The organism is Brachybacterium rhamnosum (genome assembly GCF_039526185.1).
GTDB lineage: Bacteria > Actinomycetota > Actinomycetes > Actinomycetales > Dermabacteraceae > Brachybacterium > Brachybacterium rhamnosum.
On the sequence record NZ_BAAAIS010000002.1, the window covers coordinates 1,671,465 to 1,690,896 of the forward strand.

Consider the following 19,432-nt stretch of genomic DNA (forward strand, 5'->3'; position numbering starts at 1 on the left):
TGATGGGCCTGCCCCGTCCCGGCTCCCCGGGACGGGGCAGGCCCGCGAGAAGGAGGAGCCGCCATGAGGATCCTGCTGGCGGAGGACGACCCGATGATCGCGGGCGTCCTCGTCCAGCGCCTCGTCGAGGACGCCCACGTCGTCGAGCACGTGGACGACGGCCCGACCGCAGCCGCCTTCGCCCCGCTCGGCGACTTCGACGTGGTCCTGCTGGACCTCGGCCTGCCGGGTCTCGACGGGATGGACGTGCTGCGGTCGCTGCGAGCGGAGGAGGCCGGCCCCGCCGTCATCGTCATGACGGCCCGCGGCCGGCTCGAGGAGAAGGTCGCGGGCCTCGACGCCGGGGCCGACGACTACCTCACGAAGCCCTTCGCCTACGAGGAGCTGCGGGCCCGGCTGCGGGCCGTCGGCCGACGCGGGACCGCGCACACGAGCGCCGTGCTCCGCGCGGGCGGCATCACGCTGGACGAGTCCGCCGCCACGGCCACGGGCCCGGGCGGGGAGGTGGTCCCGCTGACCCGTCGCGAGCTCGCCCTGCTGCGGGCGCTCATGATGCATCCGGGCATGGTCCTCTCCCGCGGCCAGCTCGAGGCGCAGGTCTACGAGGGGGAGGTGGAGATCGAGTCCAACGCGATCGACTTCCTCATCCGTCGCCTGCGCGGGAAGCTCGGGCCCGAGTCGATCCGCAACGTGCGGGGCCTGGGCTGGACGATCCCGAGGCTGCCGTGAGGGCGCCCCGCGGTGCCGGCGCCTCCCTGCGCACCCGGCTGGTCACCGCGCTGACCCTGCTGGTGCTCGTCGTCGCCGCGCTCGCCGCGGTCGGGTCGACGCTCCGCGCGCGGCAGGAGGCCGCGGAGACCCAGGACGAGCTGCTCACGCGCATCTCCGAGCTCGCCGCCGTCCCGGACCCCTCCGCATCGGCCGACGTCGCGAGCACCGGGGCGGGCGCGGGGATCGTCGTCGAGGAGATCTCCGCCGGCTCCGGCCACGACCTCCCCTCCTCGCTCCCGGACTGCCTGTCCACGACGACCACGGACGACGGGCCGCAGCGGGTCGCCGTGCGGACGCTGCCCGACAGTCGCCGGCTCGCGGCGGCGCAGCCGATCGCCGTGCGAGACGACGCCGTGCGCGAGACCGTGACCTCCACCCTCGTGCCGATCGTGGTCGCGGTGCCGCTGCTCGTGCTCGGCTCCGTGCTCGTGGTCTCCTGGGCGCTGCGCCCGGTCGAGTCGCTGCGTCGCGAGCTCGCCTCCCGCGGCGGTGACCAGCTCGAGCCCCTACCCCGGGACGGCGTGCCCGACGAGCTCACGGGCTTCCTCGACGCCGTCGACACCCATCACGCCCGCGCCGCGGGTGTGCTCGAGGGCCGGCGCCGCTTCGCCGCGGAGGCCGCCCACGAGCTGCGCACCCCGATCGCCGCCGTGTCCTTCCAGGCCGAGCACCTGCTCGCCGCCCGGGACGAGGAGGAGCGGGAGAGGCGCGGGCGCACCCTCGAGGGTGGGCTGGCCCGGCTGCGGACCCTCGCCGACCAGCTCCTCGTGCTCGGCGACGAGTCGGCCCCCGAGGACCACGGCCAGAGCGTGGAGGACGTGGTGCGCGCGCTCGCCGGGGACCTGCTGGGCACCCCCGAGGGAGCCCGGGCCGATCTGCGCTTCGACCTCGAGGCGGCCGACGGGGCGCTCGTTCCCGCGACGGCCGCGACCACGGTGCTGCGGAACCTGGTCGGCAACGCCCTGCGGCACGCCGCGGGGGCCGGACCGATCGAGGTGCGGGCGATGGCGGTGGGGGAGGCGGTGCGGCTCGAGGTGCTGGACCGCGGTCCCGGGATCCAGGACCCGGAGCAGGTCCTCGCGCCCTTCCACCGGGAGGCGGGGCAGGAGGTGCCCGGGCACGGCCTCGGGCTCGCGATCACGGTGCGCACCCTCGAGCGTCAGGGCGGCACCCTCGCGCTGCTGCCCCGCCCGGGCGGCGGCACGATCGCCCGCGCCACCCTGCCCCGCGCCTGACCTCCGCCTGGCCCGGCCCTGCCGCCCCGCCGCGTTCATCCCGCGGCCATCCTGCCGGGAGCGCACCCACCACGTCGTGGGAGCGCGCCCACCCTGCGCTGACCTGCGGCCCCTCCGGTGATCAGGCATTCCGGGCATGTGAGGCGCGGGTCACCTTCCGTCCACCTGTCCCACCCCGAAGCTTCGCCTGCGCGGCACGCCCCCGTCCTCCTCGCTCCCTAGCGTCGAGCCCGGCCCTGTCCTCCTCCTCGACCCCTGGAGCCCCCATGTTGCCCCGTCCCCGGCGCTTCTCCCCGCTCGCCCTCGCCGTCACCGTCGCACTCGGACTCACCCCCGCCCTCGCCCTCGGCCCCACACCGGCGCAGGCCGCCCCGGTCACCGCCCCGGCGTCCCCGTCGACCCCGGCCGCCCCCGCCCAGCGCGACCCGCTGCCCACCCCCGCCGTCGAGGCGCCCACCCCGGACGTCCTCGACGTCGACATCGACGCGACCGGCCTCGACGAGCAGGCCCAGCAGCGCACGCAGACTCCCTTCGGCACCGCCCCGACCGTCGGCGAGGACGCCGCGCTCGGCCGCCAGGTCGCCTCCTACGATGGCACCGGCGCCACCCGCTACGACTTCGCGGACGGCTTCGAGAAGACCGCGAAGGCCCTCACGCTCGAGTGCACCGTCCGCTTCGACGACGGCCTCTCCGACGGCGACGACGAGTCCCGCGGCAACTTCTGCGGCGCCAAGGAGGGCGGCGGCTACTCGCTCACCGTCTACGGCTCGACCCTGAAGATGATGGTCAACGTCGACGGGAAGTACTACGGCGCCGGCGTGCCGATCGAGCAGGGCGTCTGGTACCACGCGACCGGCGTCTGGGACGGGAAGTCCGTCTCCCTCTACCTCGACGGCACGAAGGTCGCCGAGACCCCCACCAGCGGCTCCGCCATCAGCGCCCCGCCGAAGACCGCCGCCCACCAGTTCTTCCTCGGCGCGGACACCAACGGCTCCGGCAACCCGCAGTTCCACGGCACCGTCTCCCTCGCCGGCGCCGGCATCTACTCCCGCGCCCTCAGCGGCGAGGAGATCACCGCCCGCTACGCGAGCACCTTCGCCGGCCGCACCGAGGACCAGGCCTCCTTCACCCTCACGAGCCCTGCCCCCGGCTCCCGCCTCACCGCGCCGACCACCCTCGAGGGGACCCACGAGCACGAGAAGCTGCTCGCCCGGCCCCTCGCCTACACCCTCGACGGGGAGCCCGTCTCCCTCGGCGACGAGGTGGGCCCCGGCCTCGCCGCCGGCGAGCACACCCTCGCCTGGACCGGTCTCGACCAGTTCGGCGAGGGCGTCTCCGGACAGGAGACCTTCACCTCCACCAGCATCCCCACGGCGGGCGGCGTCGAGCAGTCCAGCGGCAGGGGCAGCGCCCAGCTCACCGCGCGCGCCACGAGCCCCACCGGCGAGGACCTCCGCACCACCTTCCTCGCCGGGGAGATCTCCTCCGCGACGGGCACCCGGCAGGGTGTCATCGAGGCGGCCGACGTCGCCGAGGACGGCTCGGTCGCCGGTGACGTCACCCTCCAGGACGCGAAGAAGACCGGCGAGAAGCTCGCCCCGGGCGACGGCAAGGACCTCGACTCCCCGGTCACCGCGAAGGTGCCCGCCCTGCGCACCGAGATCCCCTTCACCGAGGCCGGCCAGCAGGTCGCCTGGAGCGGCCAGGTGGACCCGGCGCGCTCCGTGAGCCTGCTGCTGCTGAACCCGGAGACCGGCCGCTACGAGGTGACCGACACCGCCCGCGGCAGCTCCGAGGGCGACACCGAGCTGCTCGCCTCGGCCACCGCCGCCCAGGGCGCCGGCGGCACGCTGCGCGCCCTGGTCATCGGCACCGACCCCTTCGCCGACGACCTCGACGAGCCCGTCAAGGACGGCTTCGAGGACCCCGACGACTACGACTTCTCCCTCATGCACATCACCGACACCCAGTACCTCAGCCAGGGCGCCACCCAGAAGGCGACCGCGGCGGAGCGCGAGGAGTGGGCGAGCGCCTACGAGGACTCCTACCGCTGGGTCGCCGAGCACGGCGAGGAGCACAAGCTCGCCTACGTCGCCCACACCGGGGACATCATCGAGGACTGGAACACCGGCGCCACGGACCGCGGCAAGGCGGAGGAGGAGATGCAGTTCGCCTCCGAGACCCAGAAGATCCTCGAGGACACGGGCGTGCCCCACTCCGTGCTCCCCGGCAACCACGACAACCTCGGCGGCGGGGACACCGGCACCGACAGCCTCTACAACCAGTACTTCGGCGCGGAGCGCTACGAGGCCCTCGCCCAGCAGGACTCCTGGAAGGAGGCGGGCGCCGAGTACCACCCGTGGAAGGAGGGGGACAACGACAACAGCTACAACCTCTTCAGCGCCGGCGGCCAGGACTTCATCGCCCTGAGCCTCGGCTACATCGTCACCGACGAGGAGGCCGCCTGGGCGAGCGATGTGCTCGACCAGTACGCGGGCCGCGACGCCATCCTGCTCACCCATGCGTACAACAAGCCGAGCTCCGAGCCCGACGGCCGCGGCGGGACCTTCTCCCAGGACGGCCAGATCATCCGCGAGCAGATCCTCGAGAAGCACCCGAACGTCGCGCTCGTGCTCTCCGGGCACGAGCACGGCGTCTCGATCGGCGTGCGCACCGACGTGGGAGAGGCGGGCAACGATGTCGTCGAGCTGCTCGCCGACTACCAGTTCTACGAGGTGGGCTCGGACCAGCTGGGCCTGACCGAGGAGGGCGGCTACGGGAAGGACACGGGCCTGCGCTTCGGTGCGGCGTTCTTCCGCCTGCTCCAGTTCGACCTGGACCGCGGCGAGGTCTCCGTGGACACCTACTCGCCGTACATGGACGAGTTCGGCGCCACCGAGTACGACACGAAGGACCGCTACGACGGCCGTGAGGACGACTTCCGCCTCCCCGTGCAGTTCCAGGGCCGCACGACCGCGTTCACGACCGACGCGCTCGTCGGCATCACGCCGACGGACGAGGTGATCGGCGAGGTCAACCACGCCTCGGGAGAGGACGCGAGCGTCACCTGGAAGGGCCTGAAGAACAAGAAGGTCTACGGCTGGTTCGCGGTGAGCCGTGACGCCGCCGAGGTCTCGGGCGACGAGGAGGCCGTGGGCGAGGAGGCCCGCTCCCTCGCCCTGGATCCCACGAAGGACGGCGGCATCGTGCAGGTCAGCGCGTTCACGGCCTTCAAGAAGCCGCTCAAGGACAGGGCCTCCGGCGTGACGTCGTCGGAGGAGGGGTCGGCCGGGACCGAGTGAGCCGGCGCGTCTCCTCCGTCGGCCCCCTCTGCGAGACTGCCCGTGTCCGGCACCCGCAGCAGTCATCCGACGGAGGAGACGCCATGGCCGCACCGGTCCATCACGCGATCAGCTACATCGAGCTCCCGGCGAGGGATCTCGCCGCGACGAAGGCCTTCTACGAGGCGGCCTTCGCCTGGCGCTTCACCGACTACGGCCCGGAGTACAGCGGCATCGTCACCCCGGACGGCGAGGGCGAGATCGGCGGCCTGGACCCGGGCGCCGAGCCCACCGGCGGCGGCCCGCTCGTGCTGCTGTTCTCCGAGGATCTCGACGCGACCGTCGAGGCGGTGCGGGCCGCGGGCGGCGAGGTCGTCGCCGGCCCCTACGTATTCCCCGGTGGGCGGCGCTTCGAGTTCACGGACCCGAGCGGCAACCGTGTGGGCGTCTTCGCGGACTCCTGAGCGCCGCGCGCCGCGGCCTCAGGAGCGGACGGACTCCGCGAGCGCGACGATGATCCCCTCGGGCCCGCGCAGGTAGCACATGCGGTAGGAGTCCTCGTAGGTCGCGGCCTCGCCGATGAGGGTCGCGCCGTGTGCGGCGAGCCGCTCGGTCGTCGCGTCGACGTCGTCCACCTCGAACATGAGCGAGCGGTAGCCGAGGGCGTGGGGCTCGTCCCGGGGACGGTCACGGCCGACGGCGGCGGGGGAGTCGAAGGCGCCCACCTCGATGCGTCCGCTGCCGTCCGGTGCGGCGAGCATGGCGATGCGCGTGCGCATCCCGGGCAGGCCGGTGACGCGCTCGGCCCACTCAACGCTCACCTCGGCGCGGCCCTCGACCTGCAGACCGAGCGTCTCGAAGAAGGAGATCGCCGCCTCGAGGTCCTCGACGATGAGTCCCACATGGTCCATCCGCAGCATGCTCATGGCGGCCAGACTAGGGTCGTCCTGCCGTGGGGGACAGGCCCGCAGCACCCGTTCCCGAGCCGTGCTGCGCGGCCTGGACCCGCGCCGCGAGCACCGCCTCGAGGACGTCGCGGGGGAGGAGCCGTGGCCGCTCACCGAGGACGGGCGGATCTCCTACCTGCCCGACGGCACGCGCCTCGCGATCGGTGAGGAGACGGCGCTCGTGCTCGGCGGCGCCGGCTCGATCGACCGCGGGTCCCGGCTGCTCGGCGCCGAGTGGTGGCCGGACGAGCGGATCGACGAGGCCCTCGTCGAGGAGATCCGGGAGGAGGGCGTCGGGTCCCGCGGGGCGGACGTCCTGCTCTGCCACGACGCCCCCGCAGGCGTCGAGCTCGACCTCGATCCGTCCTTCGGTGCGTGGTTCGCCGTCCGCGACGAGGGGGTGCTCGCGTGGTGCGAGGAGCATCGCGAGCGCCTGGGCCGCGTCGCGGACGCCCTCTCCCCACGGCTGATCCTCCACGGGCACCACCACCGGCTCGTCACGGCGACCCGGACGGGGCGGGAGCGGGACGCGCTGAGCCTCGGGCTCGGCCTGGACGGGAAGACGATGGAGGAGAACCTGCTGGCCTTCCCGGTCCCCGACTGAGACCCGGGCGGGCTCAGTCCCCGCCGGGCCGACGGCGCTGCTGCTTGGTGAGGGAGCGCTGCCGCTTTCCTTCGAGACGCCGCCGCTGGGAGCCGCGCGTGGGCTTCGTGGCGCGGCGCGGCACCGGGGGAGCGATCGCCTCGCGCAGCAGGCCCGCGAGCCGCTCGCGGGCCGCCGTGCGGTTGCGGCGCTGGCTGCGGTGCTCCGCGGCGGCCACGGTGAGCACGGTGCCCACGAGCCGCGGGCCGAGCGCGGCGAGGGCCCGCTCCCGCTGCGCCGGGGTCAGCGCGGCCGAGGCACCGAGGTCCCAGCGCAGCTGGACGCGCGAATCGGCCGTGTTGACGCCCTGCCCGCCCGGGCCGGAGGCATGGGAGAACTGCTCGGTGAGCTCCGCCGCGGGGATCCGCAGGCCGCGCGGGGCACCGGGCCCCGGGGGCACGTGCAGGTCGTCCATGGATTCAGGATGCCTCAGGATGCGATGGACGGGGCCGGACGAGGTCCCGCACGGGACCCCCGGTGACGAATCCCGCGGCCCGGTAGGTGCGGACGGCTCCGGGCTGGGTGCTCGGCGTCGCGACCATGGCGCTCGAGGCGCCGAGCTCCTCGAGGGCGGCGACGGCGGCGAGGCTAATCGCCCGGCCGTACCCGCGCCGGCGATGCGCGGCGGAGACCGCGATCGGCTCGAGCAAGCCCGGCCGGCCGGGCCCGTCGGACCACACGACCGCGGCGGCCGCCGCCGTCCCCTCGCGGTCGCGGCCCAGCAGGGTGCGGCCGTACCGGGCGTACAGCGAGTGCGCGGCGAAACCCTGCCAGTGCTCACCGGTCAGGGTCGAGCCCGGGAAGCCCGAGCGGATCACGGCCGCCCACTCCTCTGCGCCGGGCCGATCGGGGTCGACGGTGCTCACGGCGAGGTCGGTGTCGGCGATGGCCTCGTCGCCCGAGCCGGACCCGGCGGGCGCGGTCGGCCGTCGCAGCGGGGTCCATGGCTCGCCCTCCGTCCATCCGGCGGCGCGCATCACCTGGTCCAGGGCCAGCCCGTGGCGCAGCTCGACGGCGAGCTGCTCCGCGGGGAACAGTGCGCCAGGGCCGGCGGCGAGGTCGTCGCGGAGGCGGGCGGCGAGCTCCTCGTCCTCTGCGGCGGCGGGATCGATGCCCAGGCGCAGGACGTCCGGCCCGTCGAGGAAGCCGACCGCGAGCACCTCCCGGTCCCGGGACCAGGTGCGCAGTGCGGCGGTGAGCTGCTGCTCGCCCCGACGGAGCGCCCAGGCGAGGTCCCTCGGGTGCAGGGGGACGGGCAGCTCCTCGCGCTGCCAGGCGGCGAGGCGGGCGAGGACGTCGTCGAGCGCCGCGGGGGCGACCGGATCGAGGGTGAGCACGGCGACAGTCTGCGTCGGCGTGTCGAGCACCGCGAGGTGTTTTCCCGGCGGGTACGGTCGCCGGTTCGGCCCGGCTCAGGCGCCGGCGGCTCCCTCGCTGCGGGGCTCGTCCTCCTCGCGCAGGCGCGGCTCGACCCGCTGCTCGGGATGCCAGCCGGCCTTGTCCGCGTAGAAAGCGCGGATCGTGTGCATGTCGCCGCGCAGGTCCTCCGTCATCGCGAGGGTCGGGCCGAGGCCCGTCGTCATCGTCGTGCGGTCCACGTAGCCGAGCGTGACGGGCAGGCCCGTGCGGCGGGCGATCCGATGGAAGCCCGACTTCCACAGGTCGTGGTCCCCGCGGGTGCCGTCGGGCGTGACGACGAGGCTGAAGACCTCGCCGGAGTCCACGCGAGCGACGACCTCCTCCACGACCCGGCCCGGGTCCGAGCGGTCCACGGGGATCCCGCCCAGGCGCCGCATGATCGGCCCCTTCCATCCCGTGAACAGGCTGTTCTTACCCAGCCAGTGGATGCGGATCCCGAGCTCCCACGCGATCGCGAGCATGAGCACGAAGTCCCAGTTGGAGGTGTGGGGCGCGCCCACGAGCACCGTGGGCCGCGGGGAGGCGGGCTCGGTGACGAGGCGCCACCGGCTCAGACGCCAGAACGCTCCGGCGATCAGGCGTCGGATCATGGGTGAACCGTAGAGCACGGCGGGCCGGGGCACTCCCAGGTGCCGGATCCCGGTCCGCCGGCCCGGGGCGGGATCAGGCCTCGCCGTCCGCGGAGGGCCAGGGGTTCGCCCGGCAGCCGCCCAGGTCCATCGACTGCTGGAGCATCACCGGTGCGGCCTCGCCCTCGCCGCCGCAGGTCTCGTGGCCGTGCCCCAGGAAGTGGCCCACCTCGTGGTTGACCATGTAGGCGCGGTACTCGCCGAGGTCGTCGAAGACTGGCGTCATGAGCGTCCAGCGGTCCGCGTTGAGCACCACCTCCTCCCCGATCCGGCAGCTCCACAGGCCGTTGGTCCGGGCCGGCGCGCAGAGCTCGTCCACGGTGGGCGGGGAGGCGAGGGAGATCGTGAAGTCCGCCTCCGCGGGCTCCGTGACCTGACGGAAGGCGACGTGCTCGAGGGGCTCCCAGCCGCGCTCGTCGGCGAGGACCTCGGCGACGACGCCGGCGACCTCGCCGGCCTCCAGGTCGATGCCGTCCTCGACGCGCAGGAGGTAGGAGCGCACGTTCCCGTCCGACGCACTGCCCTCCGACGCGGCGCCGTCGGTCGCCGGCTCGGCCACGGTCCAGGTGCCCTCGCCGGTCATGCCCGAGCGGGGGATCTCCGTGCTCGCCGCCGTGATCTCGGCCGTGACCCCGCCCGTCGCCGCCGCGGCGACCGGGCTGCCGTCGGAGGCGCCGCCGCCGTCCGACCCACCACCGTCGGACGCCCCGCCGCCGTCGCTCGGCACCGGGGCGGGAGACGGGGTCGTGGGGGAGGAGGGATCGCCCGGGGGCTCCGCGGGGCTCGCGAGGGCGCGCACCCCGAGCACCACGACGAGGATCAGCAGCACGGAGAGCAGGGCCACCACGATCGTGCGGGCGAGGCGTCCCCGGCGCGTGAGGACGAGACGCGGGCGGTCAGGGGGCGGCGGAGTGGCGTCGGTCACCAGGACACCGTAGGAGGTCCGAGGCCTGCCCGCTCGGCGCCACGCTCGACGTCACCGGGCTCGGGCGGAATGGCGCCGCGCCGCCGTCGCTCCGGGGCCGCCGCCTCAGCTCACCCGCAGGCGGTGCTCCCCGGGTCCGGCCGGGACGAGCACGCGCGCGCCCTCACGGGTGAGGGAGGTGCGGGCGCCGTCGACGACGACCTCGACGTCGAGCTCCTCGGGCACCCAGAACTCGCTCGGCGCGGAGGCCTCCGCGCCGTCCCAGGCGGCCTTCCAGCTGCCGCCCGCGGACCGACCGCTGCGCAGGGAGGTCCCGGCGACCGCGACGGGCCGGGGCCGGCGCAGGGTCCGGGCGACCTCCGAGGTCGCGAAGCCCGGCTCCCACCGGTGGTAGATCCATCCGGTGACGCCCTGGTCCAGGGCGTCCAGGAGCTCCTCGTCCAGGGGCTCCTCGCCGCTCAGCTCGCGCAGGGCGAGACCGGAGACGTCGAGCAGCGCCGGGTGGCCCGCTCCCGCCTCGGGGGCGTCGGCGAGGATCACGGAGAGTCCCTCGGCCCCGGCGAGGTCGAGCAGCTCGCGCGCCTGCTCCGCCGAGCCCGCGCCGACGATTCGCACGGCGTCGAGGCCGAGCTCCGCCAGCTGTCGCAGGTCCTGGGCGGTCACGGGGGCCGTGCCGTCGGCGCCCCCCGCCTCGATGTCCACGCCGTGGACCACGCGCAGGCGGCCCTCGGCGTCGGTGTGCTCGGCCGTATCGATCATCCGGGTCATGACTGCCACCTTCCGCGGACTCCGCTGTCCGCTGCTGCCGCGAACCTAGCAGGAGAAGCACGATGGCGCGCCGGTGGGTCGGCGTCGTCTCGTGCCCAGGCGAGGGCGCCCGCCCGCGCGCCGGCTCCTGCCCTTGCTCCCGCCCACGGAGAGGGCGCTGCGGCACGGGTCTCGCGCGACCGCCCCTCGGCGGGGCCGAGCGGGGCGTCACGCACCGCCTCGATCTGCCGGTCGGCGCAGCCGGCGGGTGCCGGAACCGGTGTCGACAGCGGGGAGGAGCAAGGGTTTCCCGTCTCGCTCGCAAGGGCCGGGGCGTGCCGTGAGCTGGTGTGGAGGTCCCGGCCCGGGTGCCGGCTCCGATCACCGCACAGGCGCACGCTGTCCCGCCGGGCGGGCGCGACCGATCCGCGGCGAGTCGATGCCGCATGACGGGCGGGCGTCCGTGCGGTGGGAGGATGCTCCCCATGACCGCCACCCTCGTCGCCCATGGCCTCTCCGGCGGCCACGGCCACCGGGTCCTGTTCGAGGACCTGGACCTCACCGTCGCCCCGGGCGACGTGATCGGGGTGGTCGGCGCGAACGGGGCCGGCAAGTCCACCCTGCTGCGCCTGCTCGCCGGCGAGACCGCGCCGATGGCCGGCCGCGTGACCCTGAATCCCGGCGACGCCTTCGTCGGCCACCTCCCGCAGGAGCACGAGCGCGTCGAGGGCGAGAGCATCGCCGCCTACATCGCGCGCCGCACCGGCTGCGCCGAGGCGACCGCCCGCCACGACGCGGCCGCCGCCGCGCTCGCCGCGCCCGCCCCCGCCCGGGGCGGCCCGGACCCGGCCGACGTGTACGCCGCGGCCCTGGACCACTGGCTCGCGACGGGCGCCGCGGACCTCGAGGAGCGCATCCCGCCGATGCTCGCGGACCTCGGCCTCGCGCTCGGCCCCGAGGACGCCCGGCGCACGATGATGACCTCCCTCTCCGGCGGGCAGGCCGCCCGGGTGGGCCTCGCGGCGCTGCTGCTCTCCCGCTTCGACCTCGTGCTGCTCGACGAGCCCACGAACGACCTCGACCTCGACGGACTCGCCCGGCTCGAGACCTTCGTCCAGGGCCTGCGCGGCGGCGCCGTGCTCGTGAGCCACGACCGCGAGTTCCTCTCCCGCTGCGTCACCACCGTGCTCGAGCTCGACCTCGCCCAGCACAGCAACCGCGTCTACGGCGGCGGCTACGACGCCTTCCTCGAGGAGCGCGCGACCGTGCGCCGCCACGCCCGCGAGAGGTACGAGGAGTACGCCGCGACCAAGGCGGATCTCGTCTCCCGCGCCCGCACCCAGCGCGAATGGTCCAGCCAGGGCGTGCGCAACGCGATGCGGAAGTCCCCGGACAACGACAAGGTGCGCCGCCGCGCGCAGTCCGAGTCGAGCGAGAAGCAGGCCCAGAAGGTGCGCCAGATGGAGAGCCGCATCAGCCGCCTCGAGGAGGTCGAGGAGCCGCGCAAGGAATGGCGGCTCGAGATGAGCATAGGCGCGGCGCCCCGCTCGAGCACCGTCGTCGCGACGCTCTCCGGGGCCGTGGTGCGCCAGGGCGAGTTCACCCTGGGACCCGTCTCCCTGCAGGTGAACGCGGGGGAGCGGATCGGGATCACCGGCCCCAACGGCGCTGGGAAGTCGACCCTGCTGCGCGTGCTGCTGGGCCGCCGCACCCCCGACGAGGGCAGCGCGAGCCTCGGCACGAGCGTGCAGATCGGCGAGATCGACCAGGCCCGCTCGCTGCTCGCGGGCGCCGTGCCGCTCGCGGAGGCCTTCGGCGCGCAGGTCCCCGAGATGACCCCGGCGGAGGTGCGCACCCTGCTCGCGAAGTTCGGCCTGCGCGCGGACCACGTGGGCCGCGGCATGGACGAGCTCTCCCCGGGGGAGCGCACCCGCGCGGGCCTCGCCCTGCTGCAGGCGCGCGGCGTGAACCTGCTCGTGCTCGACGAGCCGACGAACCACCTGGACCTCCCGGCCATCGAGCAGCTCGAGCAGGCGATCGACGCCTACGACGGCACGCTCGTGCTCGTCACCCATGACCGCCGGATGATCGAGGCGGTCCGGATCGACCGCCGCTGGCAGGTCGATGGCGGGCGGGTCACCGAGCGCTGAGCCGCCCGCGCCCTCCTGTCCCAGCCTCCGGCGGGAGGCCCCGTCAGAGGTTGATCGTCACGTCCCCGCTCTTCTCGAGCTCGTCGGCGATGCTCTGCGCGGCCTCGCCCTCCTCCTGGGCCTTCACCTGCTGGGCGAGCTGGTCCTTGACGTCCTCGAACGCCGGGGTCTGCGCCTGCTCGCCGCCGGACTCGCCCGTCTGGGCGGCCGCCTGCTCCTGCTGCTGCACCATCTGGTCGTAGGCGGTCTTCAGCTCCTCGTCCGTCGGATCGCCGATCCCGGCCTTCTTGTCGATGAAGGTCGTGATCGTGAACTGCTTCGCGGCCTCGCTGCGGATCTGCTCCTCGTCCATGCCCTGCTGCTCGAGCGCCTTCACGACCTCGTCGGCGGAGGTCATGCCGTTCTGCGCGCCGATCTGCTCCAGCGTCGCATCGATGTCGTCGTCGCTCGCCTCGATGCCGGCGCCCTCCGCACCCTGCTGGAGCAGGAGGTTGTCCACGAGCCGCTGGGCGACCTGCTGCTTCAGCTGGTCCTCGTCCACGGACTGGCCGGTGCTCTGCTGCTGCATCGCGGCCTGCTCGTACTGCTGCTCGAAGGAGGTGGAGAAGTCCTCCTTCGAGATCGTCTCCCCGTTGACCTCCGCGACCGGGTCGGGGACGTCGGAGAGGTCCGGCGCGGCGCCCTGGGCGCCGCCGCCGTCGGACGCCTGCTGCTGGCTCTGCTGCTGGCCGCCGGCGTCGCTCGCTCCGCCGGCGTCGGAGGCGCCGGAGGAGTCGGACTGCTGGGTGCAGCCGGTGATCGCCACCGCGGCGGCGAGGGAGACGGCGGCGAGGGTCCGTCGCAGGGCGACGGTCCGGGGGAGCCTCGGGGTGGTGCGGGACGTCATGGTGCTGGCCTCCTGGGAGGGGAGTCGGCGGGATGCGGCGGGCGACGCTACCGCAGGCGTCTCACCACGGCGGTGAGGAAGCGTCCAGGCTCCGGTCAGGCCGGGCATTCCGGTGTGCGACGGCCGATGACGGACACCTGTCCGGATATCCCGGGGAGCCGCTGCGGTGCTGGGCAGGGGAGTGCCGAGCGGATGGATGCCGGCTGGAGTGAATCACGTCTCCTCGCCCGGACGCGAGACGCCCGGCACCCCTCGCGGGGGTGCCGGGCGTCCTCGTCGGTCGGCTCAGGCGTCGAGGTCGGCGCGCAGCAGGTCCGCCGCGCGCTCGCCGATCAGCATCGTCGTGATGTTGGGGTTCACTGCGACCAGCTGCGGCATGACCGAGCCGTCCACCACGCGCAGCCCCTGCACGCCCTTGACGCGAAGCTGCGGGTCCAGCGGCGAGTCCGGGTCGTCGACCGCGCCCATCCGGACGGTGCCCGCGGGGTGGTAGACGGTGTTGTGGGTCCGGGAGACGTAGTCGGCGATCTCCTCGTCCGTCTGCACGTCCTCCCCGGGGAACAGCTCCCGGCCGCGGAAGCCGTCCATGGCGCTCTGCGCGACGATCTCCCGTGCCCGGCGGATGCCGGCGACGGCGACCCGCATGTCGTGGCCGTCCTCGTCGGTGAAGTAGCGCGGGTCCACCTTCGGCTTGTCGCGGTAGTCGATCGTGCGCAGCCGCACCGTGCCCCGCGAGCGGGCGTGGGTGATGTTCGGGGTCAGCGCGAAGGACTCCGGCGAGGTGGGGTAGCCCTGGCGGCGGGTGTGCATGTCGAAGGGCACCGAGCCGTAGTGCATCATCAGGTCCGGCAGGTCCAGGCCCTCCTCGGTGGCGGCGAAGATGCCGATCTCCCACCACTGGGTGGTGTCGCGGGTCATCTTCTGCGTCGACTCCCACGAGATGACGGCCTCGGGGTGGTCCTGGAGGTGGGAGCCGACGCCGGGGGAGTCGACGCGCACGTCGATCCCGACCTCGCGGAGGTGACCGGCGGGGCCGATGCCGGAGAGCATGAGCAGCTTCGGCGAGTCGATCGCGCCGGCGGAGAGGATCACCTCGCGGCGGGCCCGCAGCACCGAGGAGCGGTCGAAGGCGTTGTCGATGTACTCCACGCCCGTCGCGCGCTGCTCCTCGTCGAAGAGCACCCGCATGACCTGGTGGCCGGTGAGCACGTGGAGGTTCTCGCGCTCGAGCACGGGGTGCAGGTAGGAGACCGAGGAGGAGGACCGGGTCCCGTCCTCGCGGCGGTTCACCTGGAACCAGTTCGCGCCGTCGACGACCGTCTCGAAGTCGTTGAACCGCGCCCGGGGGATGCCCGCCTGCTCGCACGCCTCGAGCAGGGCGATCCCGACCGGGTCCTCCGCCGGGGCGTCCATGAGGTGCACGGGGCCGTCGGTGCCGTGGCCGGGACCGGTGCGGTCCTTGTTCGTCTCGAGCCGCTCGATGAGGGGATGGATCGTCGCGGCGTTCCACCCCTCCGCGCCCAGGCTCTCCCAGAGGTCCATGTCCTCCGCCGGCGGGTGGAAGGCGATGCACGAGTTGTGGGAGGAGCAGCCGCCGAGGACCTTCGCGCGGGCGTGGCGCATGAAGGAGTTGCCGTTCTCCTGCGGCTCGATGGGGTAGTCCCAGTCCAGGCCGGACTCGAGCAGCTCGGGCCAGCGCTTCAGCTGCAGGACCTCGTCGTGCTCGCGGTCGTCGGGGCCGGCCTCGAGCAGCGCCACCTGGAGCTGCGGGTCCTCGCTCAGGCGGGATGCGACGACGGCGCCGGCGGAGCCTCCGCCCACGATGATGTAGTCGTACTCGGCGATCGGGTTCTCGGACGTCAGGGGCTGATCGGTCATGTGTCCTGCTTCCTGTCGGGAGGGTCGGGTCAGTGCGTGCGGGGGAACCAGCCGGAGACGGCGGGCTCGGTGTTCTCGTAGATGTGCTTGGCCTCGGTGTACTCCTCGAGGCCGCTCGCGCCGAGCTCGCGCCCCACGCCGGACATCTTGAAGCCGCCCCACTCCGCCTGCGGGAGGTAGGGGTGGTAGTCGTTGATCCAGATGGTGCCGTGGCGCAGGCGGCGGGAGACGCGGTGCGCGGTGCCGCGGTCGGAGGTCCACACGGCGCCGGCGAGCCCGTACTCGGTGTGGTTCGCGATCGCGATCGCCTCCTCCTCGGTGGAGAAGGTCTCGACCGTGATGACGGGGCCGAAGCCCTCCTCGATCACGGCGGGGTTCTCGGCGTCGCAGCGGTCCAGCACGGTCGGGGCGAAGAAGAAGCCCGCCTCGTGCTCGGGGCCGCCGCGATGGCCGCCCGTGCGCAGCCGGGCGCCGGCCTCGACGCCGCGGCGCACGTGCTCGGTGACCTTCTCGAGGTGCGCGGCGGAGATCAGCGGGCCGGTCTGCGCGGCCTCGTCGAAGGGGCCGCCCATGACGATCCCCTCGGCGCGGGCCACGAGGTCGTCGACGAAGCGCTCCGCGATCGAGTCCTGCACGATCAGGCGGGCACCCGCGGAGCACACGAGCCCCGAGTCGAGGAATCCCGCGTTCAGGGCGTTGTCGAGGGCGGCCTCGTAGTCGGCGTCGGCGAAGACGACGTTGGGGTTCTTGCCGCCCAGCTCGAGGGCCACCTTCTTGATGCCGGTCGCCGCGGTCTCCGCGATCCGGCGTCCCGTGACGAGCCCGCCGGTGAAGGAGACGAGGTCCACGTCCGGGTGGGTGGAGAGCGGCGCACCGACCTCGGCCCCGTCGCCGAGGACGAGGTTGCCGACGCCGGCGGGAAGGCCGAGGCCGTCGAGCACGTCCAGGAGCAGGATCGAGGTGTGCGGGGTCAGCTCGGCGGGCTTGAGGACGAAGGAGTTCCCGGTCGCGAGGGCCGGCGCGACCTTCCACGCGGCCTGCAGCAGCGGGAAGTTCCAGGGCGTGATCATGCCGCACACGCCCACGGGCTCGCGCACCACGCGGGAGAGCACCGTCGGGTCGCCCGCGTCGACGAGCCGGCCCGGGTGCTGGTCCGCGATCTTCCCGAAGTAGCGGAAGCAGGCGGCGATGTCGTCCATGTCGATGCGGGCCTCGACGAGGCGCTTGCCCGTGTCCAGGGCCTCCGCGCGGGCGAACTCCTCCTTGCGCTCCACGAGCGCGGCCGCGACGGCGAGCAGGAGGTCGCCGCGCTCGGCGGCGGGGACGTCGGCCCAGACCCGGGACTCGAAGGAGCGCTTGGCGGCGGCGATCGCCCGCTCGGTGTCCGCGGTGGTCGCCTCGGAGACCACGCCCACCTCGGTGCCGTCGGCCGGGCAGGTGATGGTGCGGGTGCCGCCCGCCGCGGCGGCGCTCCAGGCGCCGTCGATGTACAGGGTGGTGATGTCGGTGCTCATGACTCTCCTCGGGTCGGGATGGTCTCTGCAGGGAGCGGGACGCCGGCGTCGTCCCATTCCTCGGGGACGACGGCGGCGACCGCGCCGGTCGCGGTGCCGAGGTCCCCGCTCATGGTCAGGTAGGTGAGGTGGGCGTCGTAGGCGTCGAGGACGTCGGCGATGACCTGATCCTTCGTGGTGCCCATGATGTCGCGGCCGCGGGAGCCGAGGATCGAGAAGATCTCGATCCGGTAGAAGGTGTCCCGCACCGCGGAGATGTTGGCCGCGAAGCTCGGGACCGCGTAGGCGACGGGGTAGGCCTGGTACTTGAAGTCCTCGCCCTCCGGGAAGGAGACCACGAGGTCCACGTACGGGATGCCGCTGTCGGGGTGGACGCCGCGGTGGCAGGCGACCTCCGCGCCCAGGGACCGCAGCTCGGAGGCGACCTCCTCCACCGCGGGCGCGGCGACCTCGTCGACGAAGGCGGTCGCCTGGGCGGCGTCCGCATAGCTCATGCGATGGCGCAGGCGCTGGCGCCAGGAGACCTTCTCCCCGCCCTCGCGGACCCGGCTGGTGAGCAGCGAGGGCAGCGCCGCGCGGCGCGAGTCGAGGTTCGCGCGCTCGGTGCGCAGCACCTTCCAGAGGCTGAACATGACGAGGTAGATGAGCACGGAGAGCGGCAGCCCCACGACGACGGTCGCCGCCTGCAGCGTGTACACGCCGTTGATGAACAGCATCACGACCGTGAGGGCGCCCGTGATGACCGCCCAGACGACACGCAGCCACGGCGGGCCGTCGGCGTCGGACACCGACGCCTTCGAGGTCATGTTCGCCATCACGAGCGAGCCGGAGTCCGCGGAGGTGACGTAGAAGAACAGGCCGGTGAGCAGCGCGAGGGACATCGTGAAGATCGCCCCCGGGTACTGCTCGAGCAGCAGGAAGAACCCGGCCTCCGGCTGGTTCGCCGCGGTGTCCAGGAACGTCGGGTCGTCGAAGAAGCTCATCGCCGCGTTCCCGAAGATCGAGACCCACAGGAGGATGAAGGAGAACGGGATCAGCAGGACCCCGACCACGAACTGGCGCAGGGTGCGGCCGCGGGAGATGCGCGCGAGGAACAGGCTCACGAAGGGCGCCCAGGCGATCCACCAGGCCCAGAAGAACAGGGTCCAGTCCGCCATCCACTGATCCGCCGGGTACCCCTCGGCGGCCGCCCCGTCCGTGTAGGCCATCGTGTTCATGAGCATCCCCGGGAAGCGGGAGAAGAAGTCGCCGATGTTCTGCACGAGGGCGTCGAGCAGGCGGTGCGTGTTCCCGGAGATCAGCACCCACAGCATGAGCACGATCGCGAGCAGCACGTTGAGCTCGGAGAGCCGCCGGATGCCCTTGTCCACGCCGGTCACGGTCGAGGCGATCGTGATGAACACGGCGAGCGCCATGAGCGCGATCTGCACGGCGAGCGAGCTGGGGATCCCGAACAGCGCGGTGAGGCCCGAGTTGAGGAAGACGACGCCGATGCCGAGGGAGACGGAGATGCCGAAGATCGTGCCGATCGTCGCGCCGATCTCCGCGGTGTGGCCGACGGCCCCGTGGATGCGGCGGCCGAAGATCGGCGCGAGCGCCGAGCGGATGCTGAGCGGCAGGTGGTAGCGGTAGGCGAAGAGGCCGAAGGCCATGCCCATGAGCGCGTACATCGCCCAGCCGGGGATGCCGTAGTGGAAGATCGTCCAGATCGGCGCCATCCGTGCGGCCTCGTCGGAGCCGACGGGAGCCTCCGGCGGGGTGAGCACGTTCGTGGCCGGGCCGGAGATCCCGAAGAACATGAGGTCCACGCCGATCCCGGCGGCGAAGAGCATCGCCGCCCAGGTGAACATGTTGAACCGCGGGCGCGAATGGTCGGGGCCCATCCGGGTCTCACCCACCCGCGAGAACGCGACGACGAGCACGAACACGACGACCACCGCGGCGGTGAGCACGTAGTACCAGCCGAAGTGCGTCGCGATCCAGCCCATCGCACCGAAGATGACGGTCGACGCGGCGTCGGGCTGCAGCGCCGCCCAGGCGACGAACGCGACGATGATGACCGAGGTCCCCAGGAACACGGGCCAGTTGACGGGGGAGCGGGTGGTGGCGGGCTCGTCGCCCCCGCCTCCGGATGCTCGTGTCGACGCGGGCGGTGGGCTCTCGGCTGCTCCGGTCATGGGGGCCTCTCGGTCGGCGGGCGCGAGTCGGACGCCCGGAGGCAGGGCCTCCCGGGTCCGTGCGCGGGGACGGTGCCGGCGTCGCCCTGCCCTCCAGCGGATCGCGAGGGCACGGCGTCGCGGCCCCTTGACCATAGGGGGACGCTCCGGCGACCTGTCAACCGGCTGGTCGGCTCTCCGTCGAGGGCATGTCGCCGGCATCGTCGCAGGTCATGGCGGCGACTCGGGTG

At 73.6% G+C, this 19,432-nt stretch carries 16 protein-coding genes; 6 read left to right on the forward strand and 10 right to left on the reverse strand.

What is annotated here, in order from left to right; all coding sequences use genetic code 11:
- Positions 1-63 precede the first annotated feature (63 nt).
- The 4 genes from ABD080_RS09615 to ABD080_RS09630 all read left to right on the forward strand — a co-directional run bounded on the left by ABD080_RS09615 (position 64) and on the right by ABD080_RS09630 (position 5,751).
- Positions 64-729 carry a response regulator transcription factor gene (locus ABD080_RS09615; RefSeq protein WP_343904494.1) on the forward strand — a complete coding sequence of 222 codons (666 nt, stop codon included), beginning with the start codon at positions 64-66 and terminating at the stop codon, positions 727-729.
- The gene (locus tag ABD080_RS09620; RefSeq protein ID WP_343904495.1) at positions 726-2,006 is read left to right on the forward strand and encodes an ATP-binding protein; all 1,281 of its coding nucleotides are present in this window, start codon (positions 726-728) and stop codon (positions 2,004-2,006) included. The genes ABD080_RS09615 and ABD080_RS09620 overlap by 4 nt, the downstream gene beginning before the upstream one ends.
- A gap of 266 nt (positions 2,007-2,272) precedes the next feature.
- The gene (locus ABD080_RS09625) at positions 2,273-5,308 is read left to right on the forward strand and encodes a LamG-like jellyroll fold domain-containing protein (protein WP_343904496.1); all 3,036 of its coding nucleotides are present in this window, start codon (positions 2,273-2,275) and stop codon (positions 5,306-5,308) included.
- Positions 5,309-5,391: 83 nt separating this feature from the next.
- Positions 5,392-5,751, forward strand: a complete 360-nt coding sequence (locus ABD080_RS09630) for a VOC family protein (protein WP_343904497.1) — start codon at positions 5,392-5,394, stop codon at positions 5,749-5,751.
- Between the two features lie 18 nt (positions 5,752-5,769).
- Here the strand turns inward: ABD080_RS09630 and ABD080_RS09635 are convergent, their stop codons facing one another.
- Positions 5,770-6,213: a VOC family protein gene (locus ABD080_RS09635; RefSeq protein WP_343904498.1), complete on the reverse strand. Its 444-nt coding sequence runs from the start codon at positions 6,211-6,213 to the stop codon at positions 5,770-5,772.
- Positions 6,214-6,274: 61 nt separating this feature from the next.
- Between ABD080_RS09635 and ABD080_RS09640 the strand changes: the two genes are divergently transcribed.
- A complete protein-coding gene (locus tag ABD080_RS09640) occupies positions 6,275-6,838 on the forward strand; it encodes a hypothetical protein (RefSeq protein WP_343904499.1) in 564 nt (187 codons plus the stop codon).
- A gap of 13 nt (positions 6,839-6,851) precedes the next feature.
- Here the strand turns inward: ABD080_RS09640 and arfB are convergent, their stop codons facing one another.
- From arfB to ABD080_RS09665, 5 genes are all read right to left on the reverse strand, one after another.
- Positions 6,852-7,292 carry an alternative ribosome rescue aminoacyl-tRNA hydrolase ArfB gene (gene arfB, locus ABD080_RS09645; protein ID WP_343904500.1) on the reverse strand — a complete coding sequence of 147 codons (441 nt, stop codon included), beginning with the start codon at positions 7,290-7,292 and terminating at the stop codon, positions 6,852-6,854.
- 4 nt (positions 7,293-7,296) lie between these two features.
- Positions 7,297-8,214: a GNAT family N-acetyltransferase gene (locus ABD080_RS09650; protein ID WP_343904501.1), complete on the reverse strand. Its 918-nt coding sequence runs from the start codon at positions 8,212-8,214 to the stop codon at positions 7,297-7,299.
- A gap of 75 nt (positions 8,215-8,289) precedes the next feature.
- A complete protein-coding gene (locus ABD080_RS09655) occupies positions 8,290-8,886 on the reverse strand; it encodes a 1-acyl-sn-glycerol-3-phosphate acyltransferase (protein WP_343904502.1) in 597 nt (198 codons plus the stop codon).
- A gap of 73 nt (positions 8,887-8,959) precedes the next feature.
- The gene (locus tag ABD080_RS09660; protein ID WP_343904503.1) at positions 8,960-9,850 is read right to left on the reverse strand and encodes a DUF3152 domain-containing protein; all 891 of its coding nucleotides are present in this window, start codon (positions 9,848-9,850) and stop codon (positions 8,960-8,962) included.
- Positions 9,851-9,955: 105 nt separating this feature from the next.
- Positions 9,956-10,618, reverse strand: coding sequence for a hypothetical protein (locus tag ABD080_RS09665; protein WP_343904504.1), 663 nt, complete (start codon positions 10,616-10,618; stop codon positions 9,956-9,958).
- 464 nt (positions 10,619-11,082) lie between these two features.
- On the opposite strand from ABD080_RS09665, the gene ABD080_RS09670 reads away from it, so the two are divergent.
- Complete coding sequence (locus ABD080_RS09670) at positions 11,083-12,747, forward strand: ABC-F family ATP-binding cassette domain-containing protein (protein WP_343904505.1); 1,665 nt, start codon at positions 11,083-11,085, stop codon at positions 12,745-12,747.
- A 43-nt stretch (positions 12,748-12,790) separates the two neighbouring features.
- Here the strand turns inward: ABD080_RS09670 and ABD080_RS09675 are convergent, their stop codons facing one another.
- The 4 genes from ABD080_RS09675 to betT all read right to left on the reverse strand — a co-directional run bounded on the left by ABD080_RS09675 (position 12,791) and on the right by betT (position 19,202).
- Positions 12,791-13,633 carry a SurA N-terminal domain-containing protein gene (locus ABD080_RS09675; RefSeq protein ID WP_343904506.1) on the reverse strand — a complete coding sequence of 281 codons (843 nt, stop codon included), beginning with the start codon at positions 13,631-13,633 and terminating at the stop codon, positions 12,791-12,793.
- Positions 13,634-13,918: 285 nt separating this feature from the next.
- Entirely contained in the window at positions 13,919-15,511 is a 1,593-nt protein-coding gene (locus tag ABD080_RS09680; protein ID WP_343904507.1) for a GMC family oxidoreductase, read from the reverse strand.
- 29 nt (positions 15,512-15,540) lie between these two features.
- Positions 15,541-17,025, reverse strand: a complete 1,485-nt coding sequence (locus ABD080_RS09685; RefSeq protein WP_343904508.1) for an aldehyde dehydrogenase family protein — start codon at positions 17,023-17,025, stop codon at positions 15,541-15,543.
- The gene (betT, locus tag ABD080_RS09690) at positions 17,022-19,202 is read right to left on the reverse strand and encodes a choline BCCT transporter BetT (RefSeq protein WP_343904509.1); all 2,181 of its coding nucleotides are present in this window, start codon (positions 19,200-19,202) and stop codon (positions 17,022-17,024) included. Before betT ends, ABD080_RS09685 begins: the two co-directional genes overlap by 4 nt.
- Between the last annotated feature and the right edge of the window lie 230 nt (positions 19,203-19,432).

Coding starts and splice junctions, on each gene's coding strand:
- ABD080_RS09615 (WP_343904494.1), top strand. CDS start 64: ATGAGGATCCTGCTGGCGGAGGACGACCCGATGATCGCGGGCGTCCTC.
- ABD080_RS09625 (WP_343904496.1), top strand. CDS start 2,273: ATGTTGCCCCGTCCCCGGCGCTTCTCCCCGCTCGCCCTCGCCGTCACC.
- ABD080_RS09630 (WP_343904497.1), top strand. CDS start 5,392: ATGGCCGCACCGGTCCATCACGCGATCAGCTACATCGAGCTCCCGGCG.
- ABD080_RS09635 (WP_343904498.1), bottom strand. CDS start 6,213: ATGAGCATGCTGCGGATGGACCATGTGGGACTCATCGTCGAGGACCTC.
- arfB (WP_343904500.1), bottom strand. CDS start 7,292: ATGGACGACCTGCACGTGCCCCCGGGGCCCGGTGCCCCGCGCGGCCTG.
- ABD080_RS09655 (WP_343904502.1), bottom strand. CDS start 8,886: ATGATCCGACGCCTGATCGCCGGAGCGTTCTGGCGTCTGAGCCGGTGG.
- ABD080_RS09665 (WP_343904504.1), bottom strand. CDS start 10,618: ATGACCCGGATGATCGATACGGCCGAGCACACCGACGCCGAGGGCCGC.
- ABD080_RS09670 (WP_343904505.1), top strand. CDS start 11,083: ATGACCGCCACCCTCGTCGCCCATGGCCTCTCCGGCGGCCACGGCCAC.
- ABD080_RS09675 (WP_343904506.1), bottom strand. CDS start 13,633: ATGACGTCCCGCACCACCCCGAGGCTCCCCCGGACCGTCGCCCTGCGA.
- ABD080_RS09680 (WP_343904507.1), bottom strand. CDS start 15,511: ATGACCGATCAGCCCCTGACGTCCGAGAACCCGATCGCCGAGTACGAC.
- ABD080_RS09685 (WP_343904508.1), bottom strand. CDS start 17,025: ATGAGCACCGACATCACCACCCTGTACATCGACGGCGCCTGGAGCGCC.
- betT (WP_343904509.1), bottom strand. CDS start 19,202: ATGACCGGAGCAGCCGAGAGCCCACCGCCCGCGTCGACACGAGCATCC.